The 26,088-nt window shown below is 66.9% G+C and carries 18 protein-coding genes; 5 read left to right on the forward strand and 13 right to left on the reverse strand.

Annotation, left to right across the window (positions count from 1 at the left end):
* Nucleotides 1–160: 160 nt before the first annotated feature.
* Nucleotides 161–4,084: an FtsK/SpoIIIE domain-containing protein gene (locus OC550_RS09505; protein WP_262105472.1), complete on the forward strand. Its 3,924-nt coding sequence runs from the start codon at nucleotides 161–163 to the stop codon at nucleotides 4,082–4,084.
* Here OC550_RS09505 and OC550_RS09510 read toward each other — a convergent pair.
* Nucleotides 4,081–4,503 carry a hypothetical protein gene (locus OC550_RS09510; RefSeq protein WP_306556917.1) on the reverse strand — a complete coding sequence of 141 codons (423 nt, stop codon included), beginning with the start codon at nucleotides 4,501–4,503 and terminating at the stop codon, nucleotides 4,081–4,083. The two genes, OC550_RS09505 and OC550_RS09510, sit on opposite strands and share 4 nt — an antisense overlap.
* A gap of 260 nt (nucleotides 4,504–4,763) precedes the next feature.
* Here OC550_RS09510 and OC550_RS09515 point away from each other — a divergent pair, with 260 nt between their 5' ends.
* Nucleotides 4,764–5,012: a WhiB family transcriptional regulator gene (locus OC550_RS09515; protein WP_005267230.1), complete on the forward strand. Its 249-nt coding sequence runs from the start codon at nucleotides 4,764–4,766 to the stop codon at nucleotides 5,010–5,012.
* Nucleotides 5,013–5,079: 67 nt separating this feature from the next.
* Here the strand turns inward: OC550_RS09515 and OC550_RS09520 are convergent, their stop codons facing one another.
* From OC550_RS09520 to OC550_RS09535, 4 genes are all read right to left on the reverse strand, one after another.
* Nucleotides 5,080–6,558: a sensor histidine kinase gene (locus OC550_RS09520; RefSeq protein WP_262105477.1), complete on the reverse strand. Its 1,479-nt coding sequence runs from the start codon at nucleotides 6,556–6,558 to the stop codon at nucleotides 5,080–5,082.
* 6 nt (nucleotides 6,559–6,564) lie between these two features.
* On the reverse strand, nucleotides 6,565–11,397 hold the full coding sequence (locus OC550_RS09525) for an NAD-glutamate dehydrogenase (RefSeq protein WP_262105479.1): 4,833 nt from the start codon (nucleotides 11,395–11,397) through the stop codon (nucleotides 6,565–6,567).
* Nucleotides 11,398–11,469: 72 nt separating this feature from the next.
* Nucleotides 11,470–12,756, reverse strand: a complete 1,287-nt coding sequence (locus tag OC550_RS09530) for a P-loop NTPase (protein WP_262105481.1) — start codon at nucleotides 12,754–12,756, stop codon at nucleotides 11,470–11,472.
* On the reverse strand, nucleotides 12,753–13,328 hold the full coding sequence (locus tag OC550_RS09535; RefSeq protein ID WP_262105483.1) for an SAF domain-containing protein: 576 nt from the start codon (nucleotides 13,326–13,328) through the stop codon (nucleotides 12,753–12,755). Before OC550_RS09535 ends, OC550_RS09530 begins: the two co-directional genes overlap by 4 nt.
* Nucleotides 13,329–13,658: 330 nt before the next feature.
* On the opposite strand from OC550_RS09535, the gene OC550_RS09540 reads away from it, so the two are divergent.
* The gene (locus OC550_RS09540) at nucleotides 13,659–13,877 is read left to right on the forward strand and encodes a helix-turn-helix domain-containing protein (protein ID WP_262105486.1); all 219 of its coding nucleotides are present in this window, start codon (nucleotides 13,659–13,661) and stop codon (nucleotides 13,875–13,877) included.
* 30 nt (nucleotides 13,878–13,907) lie between these two features.
* Here OC550_RS09540 and OC550_RS09545 read toward each other — a convergent pair whose 3' ends face one another.
* A complete protein-coding gene (locus OC550_RS09545) occupies nucleotides 13,908–14,474 on the reverse strand; it encodes a hypothetical protein (RefSeq protein ID WP_262105488.1) in 567 nt (188 codons plus the stop codon).
* Between the two features lie 151 nt (nucleotides 14,475–14,625).
* Here OC550_RS09545 and OC550_RS09550 point away from each other — a divergent pair, with 151 nt between their 5' ends.
* Nucleotides 14,626–15,381, forward strand: coding sequence for a LysM peptidoglycan-binding domain-containing protein (locus tag OC550_RS09550; protein ID WP_262105490.1), 756 nt, complete (start codon nucleotides 14,626–14,628; stop codon nucleotides 15,379–15,381).
* A gap of 27 nt (nucleotides 15,382–15,408) precedes the next feature.
* The gene (locus OC550_RS09555) at nucleotides 15,409–16,041 is read left to right on the forward strand and encodes an Rv3235 family protein (protein ID WP_262105491.1); all 633 of its coding nucleotides are present in this window, start codon (nucleotides 15,409–15,411) and stop codon (nucleotides 16,039–16,041) included.
* Nucleotides 16,042–16,054: 13 nt separating this feature from the next.
* On the opposite strand, the gene secA is transcribed toward OC550_RS09555, so the two are convergent.
* From secA to mtrA, 7 genes are all read right to left on the reverse strand, one after another.
* On the reverse strand, nucleotides 16,055–18,796 hold the full coding sequence (secA, locus tag OC550_RS09560) for a preprotein translocase subunit SecA (RefSeq protein ID WP_262105492.1): 2,742 nt from the start codon (nucleotides 18,794–18,796) through the stop codon (nucleotides 16,055–16,057).
* A 60-nt stretch (nucleotides 18,797–18,856) separates the two neighbouring features.
* Nucleotides 18,857–20,104 carry a winged helix-turn-helix domain-containing protein gene (locus tag OC550_RS09565; protein ID WP_262105493.1) on the reverse strand — a complete coding sequence of 416 codons (1,248 nt, stop codon included), beginning with the start codon at nucleotides 20,102–20,104 and terminating at the stop codon, nucleotides 18,857–18,859.
* Nucleotides 20,105–20,138: 34 nt separating this feature from the next.
* Nucleotides 20,139–20,870, reverse strand: coding sequence for a ribosome-associated translation inhibitor RaiA (raiA, locus tag OC550_RS09570; protein ID WP_262105494.1), 732 nt, complete (start codon nucleotides 20,868–20,870; stop codon nucleotides 20,139–20,141).
* Between the two features lie 197 nt (nucleotides 20,871–21,067).
* Nucleotides 21,068–21,910: a ComF family protein gene (locus tag OC550_RS09575; protein ID WP_262105495.1), complete on the reverse strand. Its 843-nt coding sequence runs from the start codon at nucleotides 21,908–21,910 to the stop codon at nucleotides 21,068–21,070.
* A gap of 70 nt (nucleotides 21,911–21,980) precedes the next feature.
* The gene (locus tag OC550_RS09580; protein WP_262105497.1) at nucleotides 21,981–23,711 is read right to left on the reverse strand and encodes an LpqB family beta-propeller domain-containing protein; all 1,731 of its coding nucleotides are present in this window, start codon (nucleotides 23,709–23,711) and stop codon (nucleotides 21,981–21,983) included.
* The gene (gene mtrB, locus OC550_RS09585) at nucleotides 23,692–25,389 is read right to left on the reverse strand and encodes an MtrAB system histidine kinase MtrB (RefSeq protein WP_262105499.1); all 1,698 of its coding nucleotides are present in this window, start codon (nucleotides 25,387–25,389) and stop codon (nucleotides 23,692–23,694) included. The genes OC550_RS09580 and mtrB overlap by 20 nt, the downstream gene beginning before the upstream one ends.
* Complete coding sequence (gene mtrA / locus OC550_RS09590; RefSeq protein ID WP_262105501.1) at nucleotides 25,390–26,067, reverse strand: MtrAB system response regulator MtrA; 678 nt, start codon at nucleotides 26,065–26,067, stop codon at nucleotides 25,390–25,392.
* Between the last annotated feature and the right edge of the window lie 21 nt (nucleotides 26,068–26,088).

Below are 26,088 nucleotides of genomic sequence, written 5' to 3' on the forward strand. Positions count from 1 at the left end.
GCTGCTGACGGGCGGACCGGGCGGCCCCTGACAAGGTTACCGCTACTGGGCTCCGGCATTTGCCGCCCCCGATTTATCCACAGGCCGCAGGCCACCGGCAGCGGCCGGCGGGCGGCCAAGGCTAGGGTGCAGGAAAAAGCCGCTCCGTCCGAGGATCCGCATGCCGCTGCACCTGTCCGTCGCCGCCTCCGAAAACCTGCAGCCGTCCTATGCCCGGCGCATCGCGGAGCTGCGGGAAATCGTCGCCGACGACGGGTCCGCCGATGCCTCGGCCCTGGCGCAGTGGCTTCTGGTCCGCCTCGGCGCCTCGGCTGCAGACGTGTCCCTGACCGTGGCCGGCAGCAGGCTCCGGGACCTCATCCCGCACCGGCCCCCGCTAGTCAACGGGGCCGTCGTCGTCTGCGGGCTGCCCGCCCGGCACCCGGAAGGGATGACAACGACGACGGAGGCAGAGTCCAGCGTGCCCGCTCTGGCGCTGGCCGTGACGGGCGGCCCGGACGCCGGCAAGCTCCTCGAACTGGCCCGCGGCGAGCACGTCCTTGGCCGGGACGGCGCGACGTTGGCCGTGGATGACCCGCAGCTGTCCCGGCGGCATGCCCGGATCACGGTGGACAACCGGACCATCAGGGTTACGGACCTCGGGTCTGCCAACGGGCTATGGGCACGCGGGCGCCGAGTCCCCGCCACAGAGCTGACCTCGGCCTCCGGAATCGCGGCCGGCGGGAGCCGGCTGGCACTCTTTCTGGCGGTCGAGCCGGTACAGGCCCTGACGCCGGACGAGGACCTTGACACGCCCGTACAGGTGGCGGCCGGGGCGCCCGATCCGCGCGGCACACTCACCCTTCTGCTGGGCGGTCTGCCGCTGGTGGCTGGCGTAGCCCTCGCCATGATCACAGGCATGTGGTTCTTCCTGGCCTTCAGCGCGATCTCCCTGCTGACCGCCGCCATTCCGTACGCGGCCGGCAGCCGGAAGCGAAGGGCGTTCACGGCTGCGGTGGCGGCCGCGGCGGCGGCGGATGCCCGCAGGCGGACGCGGGCGGCACCGGACCCGGCCACGCTGGTCTACGGCCAGCTCCGGGATGGGCCGGCCGGTCCCGGAGCGGCTGCTCCAGAGCACGTCTGGCTGCGCCTCGGCACGGCCGACCAGGAAGCCAACATCGCGGCCGGCGGCGGAGCGGAGGCGCTACGGAAGCCGAACCTGCCGGACGCTCCGCTGGCTCTCGACCTGCTCGCCGATCGGCGGATCAGCTGCACCGGCCCCAAGTCGGCCGTGCGCCGCCTGATGAACTCCTGCCTCCTGCAGCTCGGTGCCCGAGCACTGCAATCGAACCTGGGGATCATCTGTTACGGGGAGGCCGCCTCGCTGCCAGCCGAGGCACGCTTCCTGCCGGGCGCGGTGCTCGCCTCCAGGCCCGAAGTCCTGGCCGCCGAGCTGCGGAACACCCGGGGACCAACGGTCCTGCTGGTCTCGGGCAGGCATGACGAGGCCGAGGCCCTGCTCAAGGAATGCGCGGCGGAACCGACGGTAGTGCGCTTCTTCGTCCCGCGGGCCGATGATGAGGTCCGGGTCCGGCTCGGCCCCGGGCCGGGAACGCTTCACCGCGGCTCCGCCGTTACATCCTTCCGTCCAGACCTGGTGAGTGCCACCACGCTGGAAAGGTTCGCCAGGCTGGCCGCCCGCAGCCCGGGTACGGCACCGCGGAAGGCCCGTGGCGCCGTCCCCGCAGCCTGCGGACTGCGGGCATTACTGTCCGGGCCGCCATCCGAACGCTGGACCGTGAACGCCGCCGCACCGGGCATTCCCGCCGTGATCGGCGCCGGCGCCTCGGGTCCCCTGACGCTCGACTTGGCTGCTGAGGGTCCGCATTTGCTGATCGCCGGCACGACGGGGGCGGGCAAGTCCGAATTGCTTCGCTCGCTCGTGCTGGGCCTCGCCTGCGAGCATGCGCCGGACAAGATCAATTTCCTGTTTATCGATTTCAAGGGCGGGTCCGGCCTGGGAATCCTGGCCGACCTGCCGCACAGCAGCGGCCTACTGACGGATCTGACCGCGTCCAACGTGGCACGGGCCCTCAGTTGGCTGCGCGCGGAAGTCAGGCGGCGCGAGCTCGAATTCGCCCGCCTCGGGGTGGCGGACATCCGCGACTGTCCGCCGGGACAGCTCCCCCGGCTGCTCGTCGTCGTGGACGAGTTCCGTATGCTGGCCGACGAGGTGCCGCTCGCCATCCCGGAGCTGATGCGGATCGCCGCACTGGGCCGTTCCCTGGGGCTCCACCTCGTCATGGCGACCCAACGACCGCAGGGAGCGATCTCGGCCGACATCCGCGCCAATGTCACATCTTCGATCGCCCTGCGGGTGCAAACTGCGTTGGAGTCCTCGGACCTCGTCGGCACGAGCAAGGCTGCCGCAATCGCGGTCAACACGCCGGGCAGGGCCTATCTGCGTACCGGCCCGGCGGAAGCACGGGAATTCCAGTCAGCGTCGGCCGCGATCATGCCGGAAGCCGCCGCCGCGGCCGCCTTCACGCTCCGGGACTGGCTCAGTCTGTCGGCCGCCGAGCGCCGCAGCCACCCTCCCGCGGCGGCGGACGGCGCAGGCCCGGACCCGGCAGTCGAACTGGTCACCGAAATCCGGCAGGCGGCCGCCGCGGCCGGCAGCGCGGTCCCGCTGAAGATTCCTCCGCCGCTGCCCGACCTGCTGGCCCTGGAGTCGCTCCCGCCCTCACCAAGGACGAACAGCCTGCCGCTCGGGCTGCTCGACCTGCCGTCCGTGCAGCGGCAGCTGTTGCTGGACTGGCTTCCCGAGGAGGACGGCCATCTTGCCGCACTCGGAACCAGCGGCAGCGGAACCCGGCTTGTCGTCCAGGCGGTCGCTGCGGGGGTCCTCGCGTCGTCCGCGGAGCGGCATCTTTACGTCCTCGACGGCGACGGGTCGCTGGCCTTTACCGCCGGGGCCGCCCGAACGGGCGCCTACGCGGGTCCGCTCGAGACCGATCGGGCGGCCAGAGTGCTGCAACGCCTCGCCCGGGAGGCTGCCGGCCGGATCGCCACGGATGGTCCGGCGTCGCCCGTGGCCAAAGGGGCCGCCGTCCCGTTGATCGTGCTGCTGTCCGGCTGGGGCCGCTGGTCCTCCGCCTTCCGCGACGGACGGCTGGGCTGGGCGGAGGAGTCTCTGCTGCACCTGGCACGGGACGGAGCAGCGGCCGCCATCACCCTGTGCCTTTCCGGTGACCGGGAGCTCGCCGTCGGACGGATGCTGGGCATGGCACCCAACCGGATGTTCTTCCCGGCTTTCAGCGGCCCGGAAACCCTTATGGCCTGGCCCAGGCTGCCCGCCATGGACATGCTTCCCGGCCGGGCGCTGGTCCACGGCCCCCTCGTTCCTGCCGCCGAAGCCGTGGCTCAACTGGCGCAGGTGACGATGCCTTCCCGGCGGGAAGGGAATCCTGAGCGGTCCGGCCCCGCAAGCCACCGTCCCTTCCGGATCGAACCGCTGCCGCAGGAAGTCCGTGCGGAAGACCTTCCGCGGGCCGCCGGCGATGGTTTGGTCATCGGCGTCGAAGGCGACGAACTGGGGCCGTCCGTGCTCCGCATCGAGCCCGGCGACCCCCTCATGGTCCTCGGACCCGCTGGCAGCGGCAAGACAAATCTGTTGGCCCTGCTGGCCCGGCAGGCCCAACACCGATATCGCTGCTTCCGGGTGCCGCCTGACGCTGATCCCAGCGCCTACTGGTCCTCGCTCGACGTCCCGGGACAGGGCGCCCTGCTGCTTGTCGATGACGCGCACCGGCTGGGTCCGCAAGCCCACCAGCAACTGACCCGGCTGGTAGACGGCGGAGCCTCCGCGATACTGGCGGCACGGCCGGGGCCCGGCCTGCTCCAGCAGGTGCCGCTCGCCGTGGCCGCCCGCGGCAGCGGGCGCGGTTACGTCCTGTCGCCGGCCTCACCGGCCGACGGCGACTTCTTCGGCCTTCGCTTGGACAGTCGGGCCGCGCCGGCAGGCCGCGCCTACCGAATCGAGCACGGCGGGGCTGTTCCCCTGCAGACCGGCTATCTGCCCGGCCAACCGGAGACGTGCGGCTAGACGGCCCCCGGCGCAGAGCCCTTGCTCAAGTAGTCCGTCACGGGCCGGGTGAAGATGAGCAGGAGGACAACAGCCGCGGGGAGCAACAACAGCAGCCCCGGCAGTATGAGCCCGCTGGTGAAGGTGGGAAAGGCGATAACGATCACGAAGAGCTGCCAGACCAGGGCGGCCGCGCGGGTCCAGCGGTATCCGCGAAAGAAGAAGTGTCCCGCGGCGAGCAGCCAGCCGGCAAGCAAGAGCAAAAGGACCAACTGGAAGATGGCTCCGCCCATGGACAGCGGGGTCTGCGTCATGAGGCCGTAGACGAACCAGGCCGCTGCCCCCAGCAAGGCCAAAGCCTCCAGCACCAGCACCAGCGAGATCACGATCACTGCAGCGGGCCGCCTCGCGGGCGTGGGGTCGGCGGAAGGTATTGACACACTGGCACAGTACCTTAGATAGTCGGTAAGGAACCGAAACCAGTGATGCTACAACTGATGCCGGCATGGCCGTGTGATGAATGACTCAGGGTTTCTGAGGGATTAAGTCCGGGAACACCCTTGTTTACACAGATTTAACATGAAACGCTTTAACCGAAGCGAATGGGGGGCCATCAGAGCCCCCTTTACTGTGAGTCCATTCGTGAAAGATTTCACAAAGAATTTTCAGCTGGACCTGTCTAAAGGAGTATGTGATCAGCATGGATTGGCGTAGCCGCGCGGCATGCCTGGACAAAGATCCGGAACTGTTCTTTCCCGTCGGAAACACAGGGCCGGCTTTGCTGCAGATCGAAGAAGCCAAGAGCGTTTGCCGGCGCTGCCCCGTCATCGACACCTGCCTGCAGTGGGCCCTCGAATCCGGCCAGGATGCCGGCGTCTGGGGCGGAATGAGCGAGGACGAGCGCCGCGCCATGAAGCGCCGCGCCGCACGCGCCCGCCGCGCCTCCTAACGCGCTGCCGCTCTCGAAAGGCTGTCGTCCTGAGGGCGGCGGCCTTTCGCATGCCCTTGGACCGGCGCTAGCGGAGCCGCTGCGGGTCCAGGTTCAGCTCGATCCCGACGCAGGTTCCTCCCCCTTCACGCGGCGTCCACTCGATGGTGCCGCCGAGTTCGCTCGTCACGAGGGTCCGCACAATCTGGAGGCCGAGCCCCTCTCCGGCCTGGTTGTCTGCCAGCCCGACCCCGTCGTCTTCGACGGTGACCCGCAGCTGCTCCCGGCCGTCCCCGCCATTCCCGCGCCGGGCCGTAAGCCAGACGGTCCCCTTCCGGCCCTTGAGTCCGTGCTCGACGGCGTTGGTTACCAACTCGTTGATCACCAGGGCCAGCGGGGTGGCGAATTCGCTGGGCAGTTCTCCGAACTCGCCGCTTCGTTGTGTTGTCACCGTCTGGGACTCGGAGGCCACCTCCGCCGACAGCCGGAACTGCCGTCCGATCAGCTCGTCGAAGTCGACGTTCTGGGCCAGCCCCTGCGAGAGCGTTTCGTGGACCATGGCGATAGTGGCCACGCGGCGCATGGCCTGCTCCAGCCCCTGCTTCGCCTCCTCGCTGACCATCCTGCGCGACTGCATGCGGAGCAACGCCGCGACGGTTTGCAGATTGTTCTTCACCCGGTGGTGGATTTCCCGGATGGTCGCGTCTTTCGTGACCAGTTCCATCTCACGGCGCCGCAGTTCCGACACATCCCGGCAGAGCACGAGCGCGCCGAATCTCTCGTGCTGGTTGCGCAACGGTATGGCCCGCAGCGACAGGGTGACGCCGCGCGACTCGAGCTCCGTGCGCCAAGGCATCCGCCCCGTGACGACCAGCGGCAGTGTCTCGTCAACCATGCGCCGGTCCTTCAGCAGCGCGGTGGTGATCTCGGCCAGGGACCGGCCTTCGAGGGACTCCACGTCACCGAGCCTGCGGAAGGCCGAAACTCCGTTGGGGCTGGCGTACTCGACGATCCCCTCGGCATCCAGCCTGATCAGCCCGTCGCCGACCCGTGGTGCGCCGCGCCGGGAACCTGTCGGCGAGGCGAAGTCGGGCCACAGGCCCAGGGTGCCCATGTGCAGCAGATCGTAGGCGCATTGGCGGTAGGTCAGTTCCAGGCGCGATGGCATCCTGGAACTCGAGAGGTCCATATGCGACGTCAGGATGGCCAAGGTCCGCCCGTTGCGGACCATCGGCACCGCTTCGACCCGCATCGCCATCTCCGTGGTCCAGTCGCTCTCGCTCGAACGCTCGATGACTTGGGAACGCCGCGCGGCGTCGGCCAGGGGGAGCAGATCCGCCCGGATCCGCTCCCCCACGAAATCGGTGTGGAAGACCGTGTGCGTCGTCGATGGCCGCACATGGGCCAAAGCCACATAGCTGCCATCCGGCGTCGGCAGCCACAGTGCAAGGTCGGCGAAAGCGAGGTCGGCGATCAGCTGCCAGTCCCCTACCAGCAGATGCAGCCACTCGGCATCACCCGGAGCGAAGTCGGCATATTCGTTGATCGGATCGGTAAAGATTGCCAAGGTCGGCTAGCTCCGTACTGTCGAACGCAACAGGCGCAGGGCCACTGATAGCGAGGCCATGTCGTCCCGGTCAAGCCGATTGACTTCCTCGAACATCACCCGGGCACGCTCGATGCTTTCCGCAGTGTTGCCCTCCCATTCCTCGAGCCGCTGCATCGGCCGCCGGGCGGGATCCGTCGTCGTCATAATCGCCAGGGTGATGTCGGTGATCGTCGAATAGAGGTCGTCGCGCATCGCAGCCCTGGCCAGCGCCTGCCACCTGTCCTCGCGCGGCAGGTTGGTAATGCGGATCAGCAACGCGTCCACGTCGAACCGGTCATACACCGCATAGTAGACGTGCGCGACGTCCTCAACCGGTTCATCGACCCGCCCTGCGATGCGGGCGATGTCCAGCAGCCCGAAGCTCTCGAACTGCTCGGCCCAGTGGTGCGCGATGGTTTCCGGCAGGTTCCACTGGTCCGCCTGTTCCCGCCATTCGCGGACCCGTTCGAGGTCCTTGCCGCTCAGGTAGTCCACCAGCCGGCTGCGCAGCGGGTCCATCAAGGGCTTGAACGTACCGATGCCCTCGTCCACCGGGGTACCGCTCTCCACATGGTTGACATACCAACGCACCGCGCGGTCGAGAAGCCGCCGCATATCGAGATGGATCGTGGACCAGATCTCGGTCGGGAAACTGGCCGGCAGCGCGTTGAGCCCCTCGACAAACTCGTCGAGGTCGTAGATCTCGCGCAGGGCGGAGAAGGCCCGGGCCACCCCGGCCTCGTCCACGGACGTTTCTTCCATCACGCGGAACGCGAAGGTAATGCCGCCCATATTGATCATGTCGTTGGCCACCACCGTGGCGATAATCTCCCGGCGCAGGGGATGCATCCCCAGGTCGTCGCCGAACCGCTCGACCAGCTGCCGCGGGAAATAGCGCCTCAGGACCTTGTCGAAGTACGGGTCATCGGCCAGGTTGCTCGACGCCAGCTCCCGTGACAGCTCGATCTTGGCATAGGCCGCCAGGACCGACAGTTCGGGCGACGTCAGTCCCTGGCCGCTCTCGACGCGCTCGTGCAGCTCGGCCGTCGTTGGCAGGAATTCGAGCCCGCGGTCCAGTTCTGCATGGCGCTCCAGCCAGTCCATCAGGCGTTCGAAGCTGGGGCTCCAGTCCAACACCCGCTGGCGGTCGTTGAGCAGCAGGACGTTCTGGTCGATGTTGTCTTCCAGCACCAGGGCGGCCACTTCGTCCGTCATGGAATGCAGGAGCTCGGCACGCTCGCGGGCCGGCAGCTTGCCCGCCGCAACCAGCTGGTCGACGAAGATCTTGATGTTGACCTCGTGGTCGGAGCAATCAACGCCGGCGGAGTTGTCGATGGCATCGGTGTTGAGGATGGTCCCGTTCAGGGCCGCCTCGATGCGCCCGCGCTGGGTCATGCCGAGGTTGCCGCCCTCGCCGATCACCTTGGCCCGGATGTCGCGGCCGTCGACCCGGATGCTGTCGTTGGCCTTGTCGCCGACCTCGGCGTTCGATTCGGTCGACGCCTTGATATAGGTGCCGATCCCGCCGTTGTACAGCAGATCGACCGGCGCCTGGAGAATCGCCTTGAGCAGATCCGGCGGGCTCATCGCGGTCAGCCCCTCATCCAGGCCGAGCACATGGCGCACTTCCGGCGAGATCGGAATGGACTTGACCGTCCGGGAGTAGACGCCGCCGCCGGCGCTGATCAGGTCCGTGTCGTAGTCGGCCCACGAGGAGCGGGGCAGATCGAACAGCCGGCGCCGCTCGACGAACGACCTTGCCGCGTCCGGCGCCGGGTCCAGGAAGATGTGGCGGTGGTCGAAGGCGGCCACCAGGCGGATGTGCTCCGACAGCAGCATGCCGTTGCCGAAGACGTCGCCGCTCATGTCGCCGATGCCGACGACGGTGAAGTCTTCCTGCTGGGTATCGACGCCGAGCTCGCTGAAGTGCCGCTTGACGGATTCCCATGCTCCGCGCGCGGTGATCCCCATGGCTTTGTGGTCGTAGCCGACCGACCCGCCGGAGGCGAAGGCGTCGCCCAGCCAGTGGCCGTACTCGCGGGAAATGTCGTTCGCGATGTCCGAGAAACTCGCCGTGCCTTTGTCGGCCGCCACCACCAGGTACGAATCGTCGCCGTCGTGCCTGACCACCCGCTCCGGAGGCACCGTGGCCTGGCCCTCGGGCGTCCGCACGAGATTGTCGGTGATGTCCAGCAGGCCGCGAATGAAGGTGCGGTAGCTGGCCTGGCCCTCGGCCATCCAGGCCGACCGGTCCTCCGCGGGGTCGGGCAACTGCTTGGCGAAGAATCCGCCCTTGGCCCCGGTCGGCACAATCACCGCGTTCTTCACGGTCTGGGCCTTGACCAGCCCGAGGACCTCCGTCCGGAAGTCCTCCCGGCGGTCGGACCAGCGCAGGCCGCCGCGGGCCACCTCGCCGAACCGCAGGTGCACACCTTCGACCTGCGGGGAATACACCCAGATCTCGTATTTGGGCCGAGGGAACGGCGCCCCTTCGATGCGGGAAGGGCTGAGCTTGAAACTGAGGTACGGCTTGTCCTGGAAATAGTTGGTCCTCAGCGTCGCATCGAGGACGTTGGCCAGGGTACGCAGCACGCGGTCCGCGTCGAGTGTGGGGACGGCCTGCAGGCCCTCATCGAGGTCGGCCCGCGCCTCTTCCACGGCCTTGGCCCGGGTTTCCTCCGGTAGGTCCGGATCGAACCTGACCTGGAACAGCCGCGTGAGGCTGTGGGCCACCTGCGGATTGGCGAGCAAGGTGTCGGCGGTGAAACCGAACGACGCCGGGAAGCCGAGTTGGCGGATGTACCTCGCGTAGGCGCGCAGCACGGCGACCTGGCGCCACGGTATCCGTTCCTGCAGCACCAGCCGGTCGAAGCGGTCGGATTCGCTGTATCCGGTCACGACGGCGGCGAACGCTTCCTGGATCAGGTTCCCGGTTTCCAGGGGCTTGACTCCGGCCGGATACTTCAGCCCGAAATCGTAGAGGAAGAAGTCTTCGCCGTCGGCCGTCATGATCTCGAACGGACGCTCGTCCAGGACGTCCAGCCCGAGGTTCTGCAGCACCGGCATGATCCGGCTCAGCGATCTCGGTTCGGGAAGGTACAGCTTGAGCCGCGCGTCCTCGTCACTGCGGACCTTCGTCTCGGGGAGATACACATGCATCAGCGGGCTGACATCGCTGTCGGCCCCGTAGGTCTCGAACCTGGCGATGTCTTCCAGCGCGTCCTCGACTTCGTAGTCCACGCGGTAACTGGCGGGGAACGCGTCGGCCCACCGGCGCGACAGGCGGTCGGTTTCCTCACCCTCGGCCCGGCTCCGCAGCGCCTGGTCAATCGCCTCGGGCCACGACCGGGCGGCGGCCGCGAGCCGCTGCTCAAGCACACCGGCATCCACCTGCGGCACGGCCGAACCATGCTTGAGGCGGATCCTGAAGAACAGCCGCGCCAAAGCGGACTCGGTCATCCGGGCTTCGTAATCGATGCTTTGGGGATCAAAGGTACTCCGCAGTTCGTCCTCGATGCGAAGCCTGACGGCGGTCGTGTACCGGTCCCTCGGCAGGTACACCAAGGCCGAGACGAACCGCCCGTAGATGTCCTCCCGCAGGAAAAGCCGGGTGCGGCGGCGCTCCTGCAGCCGCAGGATGCCCATCGCTATTCCGGCCAGCTCTTCCGTTTCCATCTGGAAGATTTCATCGCGCGGATAGGACTCCAAAATGGAGAGCAGGTCCTTGCCGGAATGCGAATCGGGCGGGAATCCACACAGTTTCAGGACGCCGTCGACCTTCTTTCGCACGATCGGCACGCTGCGCACGGAACTGTTGTAGGCGCTGCTGGCAAACAGGCCGATGAAACGCTGCTCGCCGTCGACGTTGCCCTGGGCGTCGAAACTCTTGATGCCGATGTAGTCCAGATAGGCGGGCCTGTGGACGCTCGACCTTGAGTTCGCCTTGGTGATGACCAGGGCGCGCTTCTCGCGGGCGCGTGCCCGGCCTTCCTCGGTGAGGTGCTGCACGTGCCGTCCGGCGGCGACATCGTGCATGATGCCCAGTCCGGTGCCCTCGCGGACCAGCAGGACGTCCTCGCCGTTCTGGTTGGCAAGGTCGTATTCGCGGTAGCCGAGGAAAGTGAAATTGCCGTCGTCGAGCCAGGACAGCAGGGCCTGGGCCTCGTCCAGATCCGGAATCTGCGCGGCGTCCCTGACGGAATCGAGAGAGGCGGCGATTTCCCGGACGCGCCGACGCATAGCGCCCCAGTCCTGCACGGCAGTCCGCACGTCCCGAAGTACCCGTTGGATCCCGGCAATCAGCTCGTCCGACTGCTGCTCGTCCGTGATGCGAGCCGTTTCCACGGCTATCCAGGACTCGATGTAGGAGGCGTTGTCGCCCGTTCCGATGATGTCGGAAAGGTTCTGCATTGCGGCCGTGTCGCCGCTGGAGACGCCGGCGTTGGACGGCACCCGGTTCAGCTTGACGAGTTCGTGGGTTCTGCGGTTTCGGGTGGCGACGAAGATGGGGTGCGTCAGCATACGGATCGCAACGCCTTGGCGGACGATCTCGGCGGTCACGGAATCCACGAGGAAGGGCATGTCATCCGTGACGATCATGACGACGCTGGCGTTCGCCTCGTGGCGCATCGACACCAGGGGCTGGCCCGGCGCCCGGCCGCCCGCGAGCTCGCGGTGCGCCTTGGCCCGGGCCTGGAGAACGTCAGCGCTGTAACGGCGGGCGTCGTCGTCTGCCAGATGCTCGTAATAGTTCTCGATGTAGGCCGAAGGGTAGTTGTCTGAACTTGGCAGATCCGTGAGATTGGATCCAGACGACATCAAAACGCCTCCCGTTAGGTGGTCCGCGGCCGCACCATTGCGGCCCATGACTGCAAGCCTAACGCCGGTGGGTTAAAACTTCACTTTGGCTCTCCCCCGCCCCCTCCGCGTCGGGACGTCCCTCCCTGCCAACGTCGCGATGGCCAGCCGCAGGGTCGAATCGGGAGCGCTCTCCAGCAGCACCGAACCGGTCAGCAGCGCCGCATCGGCTGCCGCGAAGTCCGCCGGGAGGAAGGCCTTTACTTCCATCGAAGGCCCGAAGCGCTCCCATGCCTGCCCCAGCTGGTCCTCCGGCGCAGGCCCGACGGACGATGCCCTCACCTTGTTCAGGATGATCTGCGGCGCGGCGGTCGGCACGGCCTGCTCCAGATCGTTCAGCGCGCGGACCAGCCGCGGAACGCCGACGGCGTCCGCTGTTCCTATGGCGTAGACGGTGTCAGCCAGCTCCAGGCAGCGCAGGGCCGCACCATTTCGGCGCGGCGCCATCGTGTCAAAGCTGAGTTCTTCGTCCGACTCCAGGCAGAAGCCGCAATCGATCACTACGTGGTCCGCGTGCTTCCGGGCCAAGTCGATCACAGTTCCGAGGGCCCCGGGCCGCAGCTCCGTCCACCGCTCGGTCCGGGTGATACCGGTCAGGACCAGTAGGGGCGCGCCCTGGACGGCGAGTTTGACGCTGATCCGTTCGAGCGATGCATCGTCGAGCAGTCCCTGATCGGCCAAGCGGCAGGCCTGGGCCAGTGCCGCGGATTCGTCCATGAGCCCCAGGAACACGGCCACGCTGGCGCCGTAGGTATCCGCGTCGACCAGCGTCACCCGCTTTCCCGCTGCCGCCATTTCGGCAGCCAGGTTGACGGCCAGGGTCGTGCGGCCAGGTGCTCCCGCAGGTCCCCATACCGCAGTGACTGCTCCGGCCGCGGCGGGAGGCTCGTCCGGCTCGCTGACCTCTACCGCCGGAGCGAGGGCTTCCGCCGGATCCGCGTAACTGGCGGCCAGGTTCCGGCGCCCCGGATCGCCGAGCGAAGCCACGGCAGCTGTGACGAGATCGGCGATTCGTTCCGGCTCCAACAACAATGCCCCGTGCGCGACACCCAAGCCATCGAGCCGGTGCTGTTCGGCGTCGTCGTCGGTCAAGACAACGACGGCGACATCGGTGCTGTGCAGCCGTTCGAGCAGGCTGATGCCCAGGACGGAGCTTCCGCCGGCGATAATCACGGCGCGGGCCAGACCGGTCTGCGCCGTGGCCAGGAGCTCGGCCATGTCGGTGCACCGCCGGACGACGGTTACGGGACCGTGCAGTCTTTCGAGGCCGCCCACGATGTCCTGCTCTGGCTGCCCAAAGGCGATGACCGGGATCGTCATGATGAACGGCCCGGGTTGAGGACCACGTTGATCTTGGCCCCGTTGGACAGGGCATTGAGCAGGCCGGGCATCTTCTCATCGGTGACCAGCACATGCAGTCGCTCCGATTCGGTTGCGCCGAGGGCCGACGACGCCTCGCTGAGCTCCGAAACCTCGGCGGCCTCCAGCAGCAATTCCGGTTGGCTGAACCCATTGCGGCCGTCCGGCATTGCTACCCACACGTCCACGCGGGAGCCGGCCCGGGCCCCTTCGGGAAGCGGACTGTCGATCGTCAGGCCCACCGGCTTGCGGTCCAGCAGATCCGGGGAACCGAGTGCGGACGCCGGGATCAGTTCACCGCTCCGGAGCAGGGCCGTTGCGATGGCGCCCTGCGGAAGTTCGTCCTGGGCACGCAGATAGGCGCTTTCCACGCTGCCGAGGCGAACCTCAACGACGGACAGGTCCTCCGCGCGGACCGGCTCGCCGACTCCTATGTCGTCCCTGGCCGCCAGCATCGGCACGGTCTTGTCTGCGCTGCCGAGCAGTGCCGTGACTGCCGCCACGGATACCAGCACCAGCAAGATTCCCACCATGAGCCGGGGGTCCTTCCACGAAGGACGCTTCAGCCTCGGTGCGGGCGCAGGCGTATCACCCGGATTACTCATACTTCCCCCTGTTGGAATGGCTCCACACCCGCAGACCAAGAGCCTTCTCCTGACCGGAGACTCATGGGCGTTGGTGTCTCGGACTGAATCCCATTCTTGTGAGGGCTGGCGCAAAAGCAAGGTGCGGGCTCCGGAAGCGGTCCCCATGTGGAAAACTTCCCACGGCCAGCAATCCACAACACCGGCGCTCAATCAGGACCAAACGTCCGCAAGATGCCATAATTGGGCTGTCCGACTGTTCACCCGGGAAGAATTTTAATGTCGCGGTTCCTGACTTTGACCGATATCGCCGAGATTCTCCAGATCTCGTCTTCGCAGGCGTATGCGCTGGTGCGAAGCGGCGAGCTGCCCGCCATCCAGATCGGCGGCCGGGGCCAGTGGCGCGTCGAGCAGTCCATGCTGGACGAGTACATCAAGGAAAAGTACGCGGAAACCCGCCGCCTCGTCGAGGAAGCCAAGGCCGAGCACAAGCGATAGGCAGGCCGTCCGGCGGCATTCGATACCGGACTAGCCGTCATTCCTCGCGGAGGCCAAAGCTGCAACGGCGGTGAAAGGTACGGCAAGGACGGAGCGGACGCTCGAAGCCCGGCGCGCCTCCCCGGAGGGAACGGACGCCAGTTCCAGGAAATCATTGCCGACCCGGTCAATGAAGCCCGTCCCCACTGACGACGCAGGGCCCGCCGCGAAATACAGGACGACTTCGGCACGGTCCCTTGCCAGGGCACGCAGGGCCGAGCCGAGGCCGAGGCGCCGAGCCCCTGCGGATGTCTCCGACGCTGTTCGGCGCCCAAGTCCCTCCACGAGTTGAACCGCTGCCAGCGGGACCAGAATGCTCCGTGCGCGTTCGTGCAGGACGAGCCATGAAGAACCCACGTGGCCGACCGATCCGCTGAAGGAATGGCCGGACAGGGTTGCAACCCGGACCTCCGCGCCGGCCTGTCCACGCAGCCGGTCCGCCAGGAGGACTTCTGCTTGTACCGCCCTTGCCAGTTCGTTTGCGTCTGCCTCGAGCCCCAGCTGCCCGGCTGCGTGCAGCTGCGCCTCCATGTCCTCGAATAACGAATCCCATCGCACGGCATCAGCATAGAACCGTGACCAAATGCAATCAAACGCGCTTAAACGTCTTTACACATTTGACCTCGTCTGCCACTATCAAGCAATAAGCCGCCCAAACGTCATCAAACAGCATCAAACGCCAAGATCGAAATCCTTGAGAGGGACCGCCATGAAGCGAGTTGGTACCGACGCCGTTTTGGCCGCAGCCATCCTGGGCTGCGCGTCCATCCTGATCTGGTCAGGACTGCAGCTGGGCATCGGGAGCTCTCTGCTGACTTCACGGAGCTATCCGGACCTGCTGTCAGCCGGCGCAGTCGTCCTGGGGCTGGTCCTCGTGCTGTGGTGGCTCTTCGGAATGGCAAGCGCCTTCGTTGGACTCGTGCTGCACAAGTCCGGTCACGCCAAGCTCGCGGCAGCTCCGCTAGCGGTGAGTCCGGCATTCATGAAGCGGCTCGCCGCCGCAGCTCTGGGCATCAATCTGCTGGCCGTACCGGCCATGGCCCAGGCCAGCGACGTGAGCCGCGCCCCTGCGGCAGTGTCTTCGTCCGCCGCGGAGGCTGTCTCGCCGTACTTCTCCCCCGCGGCAGCCGGCGGACCGGGCGGCGGGCAGGGCCAGCCGTCACCCGCCGGCCCTGAAGGCCCGGCCGTTGATCCCTTCTGGAAGCCGTCGGCGCCAGCCGCCAGTCCCGGCCTGATCGCCCGTCAGGTCGCCGGCCCGGCACAACCGGGCGCCGAGGAGCGGACCGTGACGGTGGTTGCCGGGGACAGCCTCTGGCGCATCGCCGCGCGGGACTTGGGCGCCTTCGCCACTGATGCCGAGATCGCGGGCCACTGGCCTAAATGGTATGCCGCCAACAAAGACACGATTGGCGGCGATCCGCAGCGGCTCCTGCCCGGACAGGTCCTGATCTCTCCAACTGACTAGCACTGCCCCACTCGAGGAAGGCAAGCCATGACCAACGTAACGCAACTCCGCCAGACAGACCTCGTGTCGGCGCCGGAAGCCGACTCCGGGCTGCCTGTCCTGGCGCCGGCCAGCGGCGCACCCCGCCCTCTTACGGTGCGCCCGGTACGTCCCGTCGATCCCGAAAGCTATTTCGCGCCCATCGTCCGGCTGGAGCCGCGCGTTCGCGCGCGCAGGCGGGCCGAAGAGCGGCAAGACGGGACCGCCGACCCGGCTCCCGCAGATCCTGCCGCTGCGAAGGAGGATACCGTCGCGCCAGCCGAGGAGCTGCGCCAGGTCACCGCCACCGCAAGGTCGGTGGCGCAGGCCGCGATGGAGGTCATCGGCGGCACCCGCCCCGTCCAGCAGCTGGCCCGCTGGCTGGAACCGGATTGCTACGAGAAGCTCGTCCAGCGCGCCGCCTTGGTCCAGGCCGGGCTGGAACGGCGGCGGTCCGCCCGCGACTCTGAGCCGAGGATGCATCGGAGCGCCGTCGTCCGTTCTTCGAGGGTCTGCCCGGTCTCCGCAGACGCCTATGAAGCGTCCCTGGTGATCGTGGAGACGACCAGAGTCCGCGCCGTGGCACTCCGTCTGGAGTTTCGACGCGGACTCTGGAAGGTCGCTGCCCTCGAAATCGGCTAGGGCATGCCGGCCGCTACTTCCGGCGTTTTCCGTTCCTGCCCGACGAACGGTTGCCCTTCGCCTGCGCGGAGGAATCGTCGGCCCTTCCGGACGCCTGCCGTTCCACCCGCGTTTCAGCGTCGCCGGAGACCGACGGAGCGGTGAATTGCAGGGCGGCCGGGCGCTGCGGCGCCTCCAGCCCTGCGGCGGTGATCTGCGGGCCCTGGACCGCGCCGCGGGCGTCTGCCGCTACGCCAGGCAGGGACGTGGCCGGCTGGCTGACCTTCACCTCGAGATTGAAGAGGTAGCCGATGCTTTCCTCCCGGATGGCTTCCATCATGGCCTGGAACATGATGAAACCCTCGCGCTGGTACTCGACCAGAGGGTCACGCTGCGCCATGGCCCGCAGCCCGATACCTTCCTTGAGGTAATCCATCTCGTAGAGATGCTCCTGCCACTTCCGCCCGATGACGGACAGCACCACCCGGCGCTCGAGTTCGCGCATCGTCGCGGACCCGAGAGCCTCTTCGCGCGCCGCGTAGGCGACTTTCGCGTCCGAAATGATTTCCTCGCGGAGGAAATCGGCGGTGATCTTCGACTTCCCGCCGGCCTCTTCGAGGACCTCGTCGATGGTCAGCTGGATCGGGTAGAGCTGCTTGAGGTTGGTCCAAAGCTGCTCGTAGTCCCAGTCGTCGCCATGGCCTTCCATCGTGGCTTCATTCACCATCGCCGTGACGACGTCCTCGAGGAAGAACCCGACCTTCTCGTGCAGGTCGTCCCCTTCAAGGATGCGTCGGCGGTCGCCGTAAATCGCCTCACGCTGCCGGTTGAGGACGTCGTCGTACTTCAGGACGTTCTTGCGCTGTTCGGCGTTCCGCCCCTCGACCTGCCCCTGGGCGTTCTCGATGGCCTTGGAAACCATCTTCGACTCGAGCGCCACATCATCGGGCATCCGCGAGGAGTTCATGATGCGTTCGGCGGCACCGGAATTGAACAACCGCATCAGGTCATCAGTGAGCGAAAGGTAGAAGCGGGACTCGCCGGGATCGCCCTGGCGCCCGGAACGGCCACGCAGCTGATTGTCGATGCGCCGGGATTCGTGCCGCTCGGTGCCCAGGACGTACAGCCCGCCAAGGGCCAGGACTTCCTCGTGCTCGGCCTTCACGGCATTCTGGGCTGCTTCCAGGGCCGCGGGCCAGGCCGCCTCGTATTCTTCCGCGTTGTCGGCCGGATCGAGGCCCCGCCGTTCGAGTTCGGCAACCGCGTTGAACTCGGCGTTGCCGCCGAGCATGATGTCCGTACCGCGGCCAGCCATGTTGGTCGCGACCGTAACTGCGCCCTTGCGCCCAGCCTGCGCGACGATCGAGGCTTCACGGGCGTGGTTCTTCGCGTTCAGCACTTCGTGGCGGATGCCCTGCTTGGCCAGCTGCTTGGAGAGGTACTCGCTCTTCTCCACGCTCGTGGTGCCGACCAGCACCGGCTGGCCCTTCTCGTGCCGCGAGGCAATGTCCTTGACCACTGCGTCGAACTTGGCCAGTTCGTTCTTGTAGATCAGGTCCGGCTGGTCGATGCGGGCCATGGGCTTATTGGTGGGGATCGGCACGACGCCCAGCTTGTAAGTGCCCATGAACTCGGCCGCCTCGGTCTCGGCGGTGCCCGTCATGCCCGAAAGCTTGCCATAGAGCCGGAAGTAGTTCTGCAGCGTCACGGTTGCCATGGTCTGGTTTTCCGCTTTGATCTCGACGCCTTCTTTGGCCTCGATCGCCTGGTGCATGCCCTCGTTGTAGCGCCGACCGGCGAGGATGCGCCCCGTGTGCTCGTCCACGATCAGGACCTCGCCCTTGAGGATGACGTAGTCCTTGTCCCGCTTGAACAGCTCCTTCGCCTTGATCGCGTTGTTCAGGAAGCCGATCAGCGGCGTATTGGCCGATTCGTACAGGTTATCGATGCCCAGATAGTCCTCGACCTTTTCGATGCCGGCCTCCAGGACGCCGACCGTGCGCTTCTTCTCGTCGACTTCGTAGTCCTTGCCGTCGTCGAGCCGCTGGACGACGCGGGCGAACTCCGTGTACCACCGGTTCACGTCGCCGGAAGCCTGGCCCGAAATAATCAGCGGGGTCCTCGCCTCGTCGATCAGGATCGAGTCGACCTCGTCCACAATCGCGAAGTTGTGTCCGCGCTGAACCAGCTCCTCCTTGCTCCACGCCATGTTGTCGCGCAGGTAATCGAAGCCGAACTCGTTGTTGGTGCCGTACGTGATGTCCGCGTTGTACTGCTCCCGGCGGACCGCAGGAGTCTGTCCCGAGAGGATGCATCCGCTGGTGAGGCCGAGGAACCGGTACACGCGGCCCATGAGGTCCGACTGGTATTCGGCCAGGTAGTCGTTGACGGTGACGACGTGGACGCCCTTGCCGGTGAGCGCGTTCAGGTAGGCCGGGGCGGTCGCCACCAGGGTCTTGCCTTCACCGGTCTTCATCTCGGAGATGTTGCCCAGGTGCAGGGCGGCCCCGCCCATCAGCTGGACATCGAAGTGCCGCAGGCCGAGGGTGCGTCCGGCTGCTTCGCGGACGGCGGCGAACGCCTCCGGCAGCAGGTCGTCGAGATTCTCGCCGTCCTGGTAGCGCTGCTTGAGCGTATCCGTCTCGCCCCGCAGCTCAGCGTCGGTGAGTGCGGAGAAGTCCTCTTCGAGAATGTTGATGGCATCCGCGTAGGTGCGAAGCCTCTTCAGCGTCCTCTTGTCGCCGGTTCTAAGGACTCGTTCGAGAATCGATGGCACTACATTGCTCCCAGTCGTTTGCACAGAAGTCTGGCTTGCTCAGTCTACGGGAGAGACGCGTCAACCAGTGCTTTGGTTCCCGGGGCTGCTGTCCTGATCCTGCCTGGCCACACTGAGGGCCAAGGCGGGAGCCAGGTTGCCGCGGTCCGCCACCTGGACTCCCCCGAGGCCGAGCCACCGGCCCATCAGTGCCAGCTCGGCGGCTAGCTCTTCCGAAGTGTCCGGCGGGGCCCCGGCTTCGCTGAAGGCGGAACGGACCTCAAGGTATCCGGCGGCCCGGTGGGCTTTCAGGTCGACTCTCGCACACAACTGTTCGCGCAGGAGGAACGGCAAGACGTAATACCCGTACTGCCGCTTCTCCGCAGGCGTGTAGATCTCGATCCTGTAGCGGAAGCCGAACAGCTTCTCGAGCCGTTCCCTTTCAAAGACCAGCGAGTCGAACGGGCCGAGGAGCGCCCGGCCGTTCGCCTGCCTGGGCCTGGCCGCTGCGGGGTGCAGGTAGTGGGCGCCCGGCCATCCCTCGACCGAGACCTCTTCCAGCCGTCCTTCGGCGACCAAGACGCGGATGGCGTCCTGGGCCGCTCGCACCGGAACCCTGAAATAATCCGCCAGACAGCGGGCCGTTCCGACGCCGTGCGCGCGGGCCGCCGCGTCCATCAGCCTGACCATCGCTTCGTCCTTGTCGACGGGGCCGTCCGCTCCGGCGTCCTTGGGCATAACTTTCGCCGTCGGTGCGTAGAGCCGTTCGAACTGCGCGTTCCGCCCTGCCGCACTGATGTCTCCCTGCTCGAAGAGAACCTCCAGGACACGTTTGACTGCGTTCCAGTTCCAACCCCAGTTCGCCGCGTCTTTATCCTCCTGATGTCCGATGCGAGACGCCACTTCCCTCGCCGTCAACGGGCGGGATCCCGCCAAGGCCCGAAGGATCCGCTCCTCCAGGTCCCGGCGTACGTCTGCATCCAGCCCGTGGCTGCCGATCCACCGGCGCTTCTGCCACACCTTCAAGTCGGCGAAGAGCGCGGGCCGGATATAGCTGGCTTCATGCGCCCAATACTCCACCATCCTGCGCGGAGCCCTGCCCGAAAAACGCTGGAGGATCCCGACGTCGTAATTGCCCAACCGCGAAAACAGCGGCAAGTAATGGGCCCTGGTCAGGACGTTGACGGAATCGATCTGCAGCAGCTGCAGCCGGTCAAAGGTACGGCCCACCTGCCTTGCCGTGGCAAGGCCGGTGGGCCGTTCCTGATGAAGCAGTTGTGCGGCAAGGGCTATTCGCCGTGCCTGCGAAAGCGGTATGCGGGCGGCCATCTACCCATCGTAGGCAGTCGCGCCGCGGGTGGGGCTAGACGCCGGCTTCCTGCGCGGCGCGGTAAGCAAGGAGCTCTTCCCTGGCTGCGGCCGTTTCTTCGGTGCAATCGGCGTCGAGGGTGATCACGCCGTAGGTCCAGCCGCGCCGCCGGTAGACGACGCTGGGGGCATTGGTGGCCGAATCGATGAAGACGTAGAAGTCGTGTCCGACGAGCTCCATATTGTCGACGGCATCGTCGAGGGTCATCGGCTGGACGGGGAAGACCTTGCGGCGGATCAGCACCGGGGAGTCCCCTGCGGGTACATCGTTTTCGATTTCGTAGCCTGTGGTCTCCGAGGCTGAAGCGGACGGGGTGGTTCCGCTCCGGGCTCCTTCGGCTTCCACATGCAGGGGAACGGAGGTGCTGGCCGGTTCCAGTGTTGCGGTGGCCTCGTGGACGCCCTTGGGGTTGTGGCGGCCATGGTGGACTTTCCGGCGATCCCGGGCACGACGCAGGCGTTCCATTAGTTTGCCGTAGGCGAGGTCGAATGCCGCGAACTTGTCGGCGGCGGAGGCTTCGGCACGGACCACGGGGCCGCGCCCCATAACGGTGAGTTCAACGGTCATGGAACTGTCAGCCTGGCGGGCGTTGACTGCCTTGGTAATTTTCGCGTCGAGGCGCTGGACTTTGTCGCCGAGCTGCTCGATCTTGGATACCTTCTCTTCGGCATATTCGCGGAACCTGTCTGAGACTGCCAGGTTGCGACCGTTGATGTTGAATTCCATGGTGCCCTCCATGTTGCTAGATGACACAACAGCGGCTGAAAGAGGTTGATCCTCCCAGCCGCTGAAGACGGGTCTTGCTCGAGCCCATACTTCACGTTAGTCCACGGTCATGCTTTATTCACCCCCTCGCCAGAAATTTGCCCCATCCGTTTACTTCCGGGGGTCCGGCCGCCGCGTAACGCGTCCGCGCAGCGGGATCACGCCCGCGGCTGAGCCTGTGGCCCGGCAGGTGTGTCGCCCGAGGGCGCCGTAGTGGCAGCAAGAACGACGCCGGACTCCACTCGAGCGCCCGCCGCCGTTAGGACCCGCGTCAGTTCCGCCAGCGTCGCCCCGGTGGTCAGCACATCGTCGACGACGATGCACGTCCCGCCGGCCCGGGCCCCCGCCGCGCCGTGCTTGAGCCGCATCGAGAAGGCGACGTTGCGGCGCCGTCCGCTGCGTCCCAGCGACTTCTGCGAGGAGCCACCAAGCACGCCGCGCAGCAGACCCCGCCAAGGCGTCCGGACAGCGGCCAGCCGCCGGACTTCCATGCCGGGCGGCAACAATTTCTGGCGCTGCAGACGCCGCAGCAGCAGGTCCAGCGGGTCGTAGCCCCTGCGGCGCCGCGAAGCCGCCCGGGTCGGCACCGGAACCAGGAGGATAGGCCGGGTGCCCGCGAGCGCGGCCGCGGCGTGGATCGCCGCGGCCAGCGCGGGTGCCAGCACTGGCGCCAAGTCCGTGCGTCCGTGGTTCTTGAAGGCCAGCACCGCCTGCGACAGCTCCCGTCTATACCTGCCCGCGGCCACGACCGGCAGGACCTCCTCGAGGCTGCCCCCGATCAGCGGAAGGGATTCCGCGCCTGCCTCGGCACGGTAGGGCCGAACCGTTGCCGCACGGAGGGCAGTGCGGCAGCGCGGGCACAGGACGTGGTCCTCGGCGCCACAGCCAACGCAGTCAGTGGGCAGGACCAGATGGCTGAACTCCGCGAACCAGCCGCGGAGGGTGCTGGCCATCGGCCCGAAGTACACTGCGTCGAGCCGGGCGGCGGTCCGCGTCCACATGCCGCCACACTGGCAGCGCCTGCCGCCTCCCCGCAATCGGGGCGGGGCCGGATGTGGACAACTTTGGAGCCTAGCCGGGGAAGGTCGGGTCCTGCACCACCGGCTGCGACTGCGGCGCCCAGCTGTTGCCGACCCTGATGTAGAGAGTGCGCGAGGTCTGCGCGTAGACATCCTGGTCGCCGTTGCCCGCGCTGATTTCCAGCATGCCGTCCAGCGGTGCCATCCGCTGCGACGTTCCATTGAAGTGCAGGATCTCGGCGGTCACCGGCTCCTTGTCGGAAGCCTCCATCACGATCACCGTGGATTCTCCTGCCCAGACGCCCGAGTCGACCGGAACCGAGGGGTGCAGCGCGACCGGGGTGTTGATGCTGCGCGGCTGTCCGTTCTGGTCTCGAACGACGCCGGCAATATAGGCCCTGGAGGTATCCCCCGTCCGCGCGATGATGAGCGCGCGGGCACCTTCCCGGGAGATCCTCAATTCGGTCACGGTGCGTTCGGACAGCCACTGGGCGCTGATGCTGATGCGGGACGCTTCCTCGTCCGGCGCGGCTGCGTAGACTTCACCGCTGCCGTCGCCGGCGGCTGTCCAGACCCAGCCGAAGGGGTCCATGCTCGGGTGCGTCAACGCGGAGCCTGACGCGGCTTGCCGCACCCGCCGGTCGGCACCGATGACGTACATTCTGTTCCGGTCTTCGTTGAGGAAGGCGAACCGCTGCTGGTCCAGCGACATTGCCGGAGCGCGCGGAGAGAACTCGGCGACGGACGGCAAGCCCTTCGGCTCGACGGGGCGGGAGCCTTCGTAGAAGACCAGTTCGCCATCCAGCACGGCCACCTGCGTGCTGCCCACGGCCGGCCCGGCCACCGCCGGTTTGAACGCCGGATCCGGTGCAGGGCCAAGGTCCACCTCGCGCTGGTCGACGGTCATGTTGACCGTGCTGACGGTGTTGAGTTCCCCCAGAGTCAGCTCCAGTTGCTGCTGCATCTGCTGCCGCCGCAGGAACGTCGTGCCAGCCAGGACCTCCGAGGACAGGTCCACCGTCGCGGCGCCGCTCTCCACCGGAACGGCCCGCCTGACCAAGGTCGACCCTTCCGGGAAGGCACTGATGACCGCGCCGCTCAGGAAGGGCGCCGGCCCCTCCAGCAGTGCAGAGACGATCGCCGCGGAGACGCCCTGCCGGCTGGCGAACCAGCGGACATCAGGCACCGCATAGGTGTAAGTCGCGTCGTAGAAATAGAGATCGTGCGGGGAAAAGAGGGTCTGGAAGTCCACTGTGGAAATCATTGTTCCATCGGGGATTTCCGAAATCCGCCACTGGCCGTCCACCTCGGTGAGCACCACCGGAATGGATTCGGTGGCTCCCTCTTCTGCTTCCTGACGCACCCCGAACTCGTCGATCACCGCGGCAACTTCCAACTGCAGCACGAACTCCGTCTCCGACGGTGAGCCGACGACATTGACCTCGTTTCGGTAGACGACCGTGCGTTCCACCGGCTGCCACTCCCCCGCCAGCGACGGCGCCAGGAACTCGCGCGCAATCCGGTAGTCGTCCTGCGTGGCAGGGCTCGCCAGCAGGAACCCGTTGACAACCTCCTTCGGGGAAGCACCCGGCGCCGGTCCCGGCGGGTTGAAGGTGTAGGCCGGCGACTCCGTTTCCTCCTGCTCCGCCTGGCTGGTGCCAACGGGTCCTGAGAGCGGAATCGAGGAGCACCCGGTCAGCGCCACAATCGCCAGGACAAGTACGACGACGGTGCGCACCAGGGCGACCGGCCGCGCCTGGCTTTCAACTTTGGTCGGCGCCACTGGGTTCCTCCTTTTTTGTTCGTACCGGTGCCTGGTCTGTTTCCGGTTCATCCGCCGTGGCGGACATCCGCGGCGGCGGCAGGGGCAGGGGTGAGTTGGTCAGGGCGGAGTCGCGGCGGCGGGGCAATGTCAGCCGGAAGCATGAACCCGCCCCCGGCTCGCCCCATGCCTGCAGCCAGCCGTCGTGCAGCCGGGCGTCCTCGGTGGCAATGGAGAGGCCGAGCCCGCTGCCGCCCGTGGTGCGGGCCCGCGCCGGATCGGCGCGCCAGAACCGGTCGAACACCCGGGAGGCCTCCATCGCCGTCATGCCGATGCCATGGTCGCGGACCGCGATGGCCACCGCGTCGTCGTCGGCCGCCACCAGCACCTCCACTGGCCTGCCCTCGCCGTGCTCAAGTGCGTTGACGATCAGGTTACGCAGGATCCGGTCGATCCGGCGGGGGTCCATGTCCACCACGCACTCGGACACCTCGGTGTGCAGTTCGAGACTGGAACCGTACGTCACGGCCAGCGGCTGAGCCCCTTCCATGGCGTGGTGGACCACGTCCAGGATCTCGGTCGGCTCCGCGTCGAGGACCGCCGCGCCGGCATCGAACCGCGAGATCTCCAGCAGGTCCGCCAGCAGCGCCTGGAAACGCTCCACCTGGTTGTACAGCAGCTCCGCCGAACGAGCATTGATCGGGTCGAATTCGTCCCGGGCGTCGTAGAGAACCTCCGCTGCCATCCGCACGGTCGTCAGCGGAGTCCGCAGCTCGTGCGAGACATCGGAGACGAAGCGCTGCTGCATCTCGGACAGCGTCGCCAGCTGGGTGATCTGTTCCTGCAGGCTGCCGGCCATCCTGTTGAAGGACGAACCCAGGCGGGCAAGTTCGTCGTCGCCCCTTACCTGCAACCGCTCCTCCAACTGCCCCGCCGCGAGTTTCTCCGCCGCGGTCGCCGCCTGGCTCACCGGATGGACCACAGCCCTGGTCAGCAGCCAGACGATGCCGCCGGTGAGCGCCAGCAGCAGCAGTCCGCCGATCCACAGGACCCGGTGGATGTAGTCCAGCGTGTCCTGGACCGACGAGAGATCGTAGATGAGATACAGCGCGTAGGTATTGCCCGGAGGCAGGTTGACCTGGGTGCCGAAGGCGATCGCGGGAACATCCTTGTCCCCCACCGGCAGTGACATCGGTTGCCGGTACTGGCCCGTCCCCGAAATGACCGCCTGGCTCAGCCCTTCGGGAATGACATTGGCAGTGATGCTGGTGTTCGACTGGGTCGCCACGTAAAGGTTCTGCGCGTTCCGCATGGGCGTCAGCAGGTAGTAGCGCGGGGTGCCCGAGGCCGTCCCCTCCAGCAACTTCAGTGTGTCCGAGACCATGCTGGTCACGGTGGCGCGGTCGCTGGCCGCGGAGCTCTCGAAAATGCCCTGGACCTGGTTCAGCGACTGGCGGGACTCGGCCTCGGCCTGCTGCACGCGGTCCAGGTAGAGACCGGCAGCGATCTGGCTGGACAGGAATGCGCCGACACCAAGGAACGCGAAGGCGGTCAGCAGCACGGTTGCCGTCACGGTCCGGAACTGCAGCGAGCGCCGCCACCGCGCGACGACGTGGTGCCAGCCGCGGCGGAGAGCACGCCAGAAGCGGGCGGCTGCCGCCTTCAGCCCCTTAATCCATTTTGCGAAGGCAGATTTCAACTAGCTCTGGCCGGCTTTATAACCCACACCGCGAACCGTCAGCACGACCTCCGGCGCCTCCGGATCGCGTTCGATCTTGGAGCGCAGCCGCTGGACATGGACATTGACCAGGCGGGTGTCTGCGGCGTGGCGGTAGCCCCAGACCTGCTCCAGGAGTAGTTCGCGGGTGAAAACCTGCCAGGGCTTGCGGGCCAGCGCAACCAGCAGGTCGAATTCGAGCGGGGTCAGCGAAATCCGCTCATCGCCGCGATGAACGACGTGGCCGGCGACGTCGATGACGACGTCGGCAATCCGCAACGTCTCCGGAGCGCGCTGGTCGCCGGGACGAAGGCGGGCGCGGACCCGCGCAACCAGTTCGGCGGGCTTGAACGGCTTCGGTACATAGTCGTCAGCGCCGGACTCCAGGCCGCGGACGACGTCGGAGGTGTCCGACTTCGCCGTCAGCATCACGATCGGCACGTCCGACTCGCCGCGGATCTGCCGGCATACTTCGATCCCGTCCATGCCGGGCAGCATGAGGTCGAGCAGCACAAGGTCAGGCTTGCTGTTGCGGAACACGTCGAGTGCCTGGCCGCCGTCCGCGCAGAAGACGGGTTCGAATCCGTCATTGCGCAGCACGATGCCGATCATCTCGGCCAGTGCCTCATCATCGTCTACAACGAGTATGCGTGCCTTCATGACTCCATAATCCCCTATCAC

Source organism: Arthrobacter sp. Marseille-P9274 (assembly GCF_946892675.1).
Classification (GTDB): Bacteria; Actinomycetota; Actinomycetes; order Actinomycetales; family Micrococcaceae; genus Crystallibacter.

Coding starts and splice junctions, on each gene's coding strand:
- mtrA (WP_262105501.1), bottom strand. CDS start 26,067: ATGAAGGCACGCATACTCGTTGTAGACGATGATGAGGCACTGGCCGAG.
- OC550_RS09555 (WP_262105491.1), top strand. CDS start 15,409: ATGACCAACGTAACGCAACTCCGCCAGACAGACCTCGTGTCGGCGCCG.
- OC550_RS09530 (WP_262105481.1), bottom strand. CDS start 12,756: ATGACGATCCCGGTCATCGCCTTTGGGCAGCCAGAGCAGGACATCGTG.
- OC550_RS09505 (WP_262105472.1), top strand. CDS start 161: ATGCCGCTGCACCTGTCCGTCGCCGCCTCCGAAAACCTGCAGCCGTCC.
- OC550_RS09515 (WP_005267230.1), top strand. CDS start 4,764: ATGGATTGGCGTAGCCGCGCGGCATGCCTGGACAAAGATCCGGAACTG.
- raiA (WP_262105494.1), bottom strand. CDS start 20,870: ATGGAATTCAACATCAACGGTCGCAACCTGGCAGTCTCAGACAGGTTC.
- OC550_RS09575 (WP_262105495.1), bottom strand. CDS start 21,910: ATGTGGACGCGGACCGCCGCCCGGCTCGACGCAGTGTACTTCGGGCCG.
- OC550_RS09525 (WP_262105479.1), bottom strand. CDS start 11,397: ATGTCGTCTGGATCCAATCTCACGGATCTGCCAAGTTCAGACAACTAC.
- OC550_RS09540 (WP_262105486.1), top strand. CDS start 13,659: ATGTCGCGGTTCCTGACTTTGACCGATATCGCCGAGATTCTCCAGATC.
- OC550_RS09535 (WP_262105483.1), bottom strand. CDS start 13,328: ATGGTGGGAATCTTGCTGGTGCTGGTATCCGTGGCGGCAGTCACGGCA.
- OC550_RS09565 (WP_262105493.1), bottom strand. CDS start 20,104: ATGGCCGCCCGCATACCGCTTTCGCAGGCACGGCGAATAGCCCTTGCC.
- OC550_RS09550 (WP_262105490.1), top strand. CDS start 14,626: ATGAAGCGAGTTGGTACCGACGCCGTTTTGGCCGCAGCCATCCTGGGC.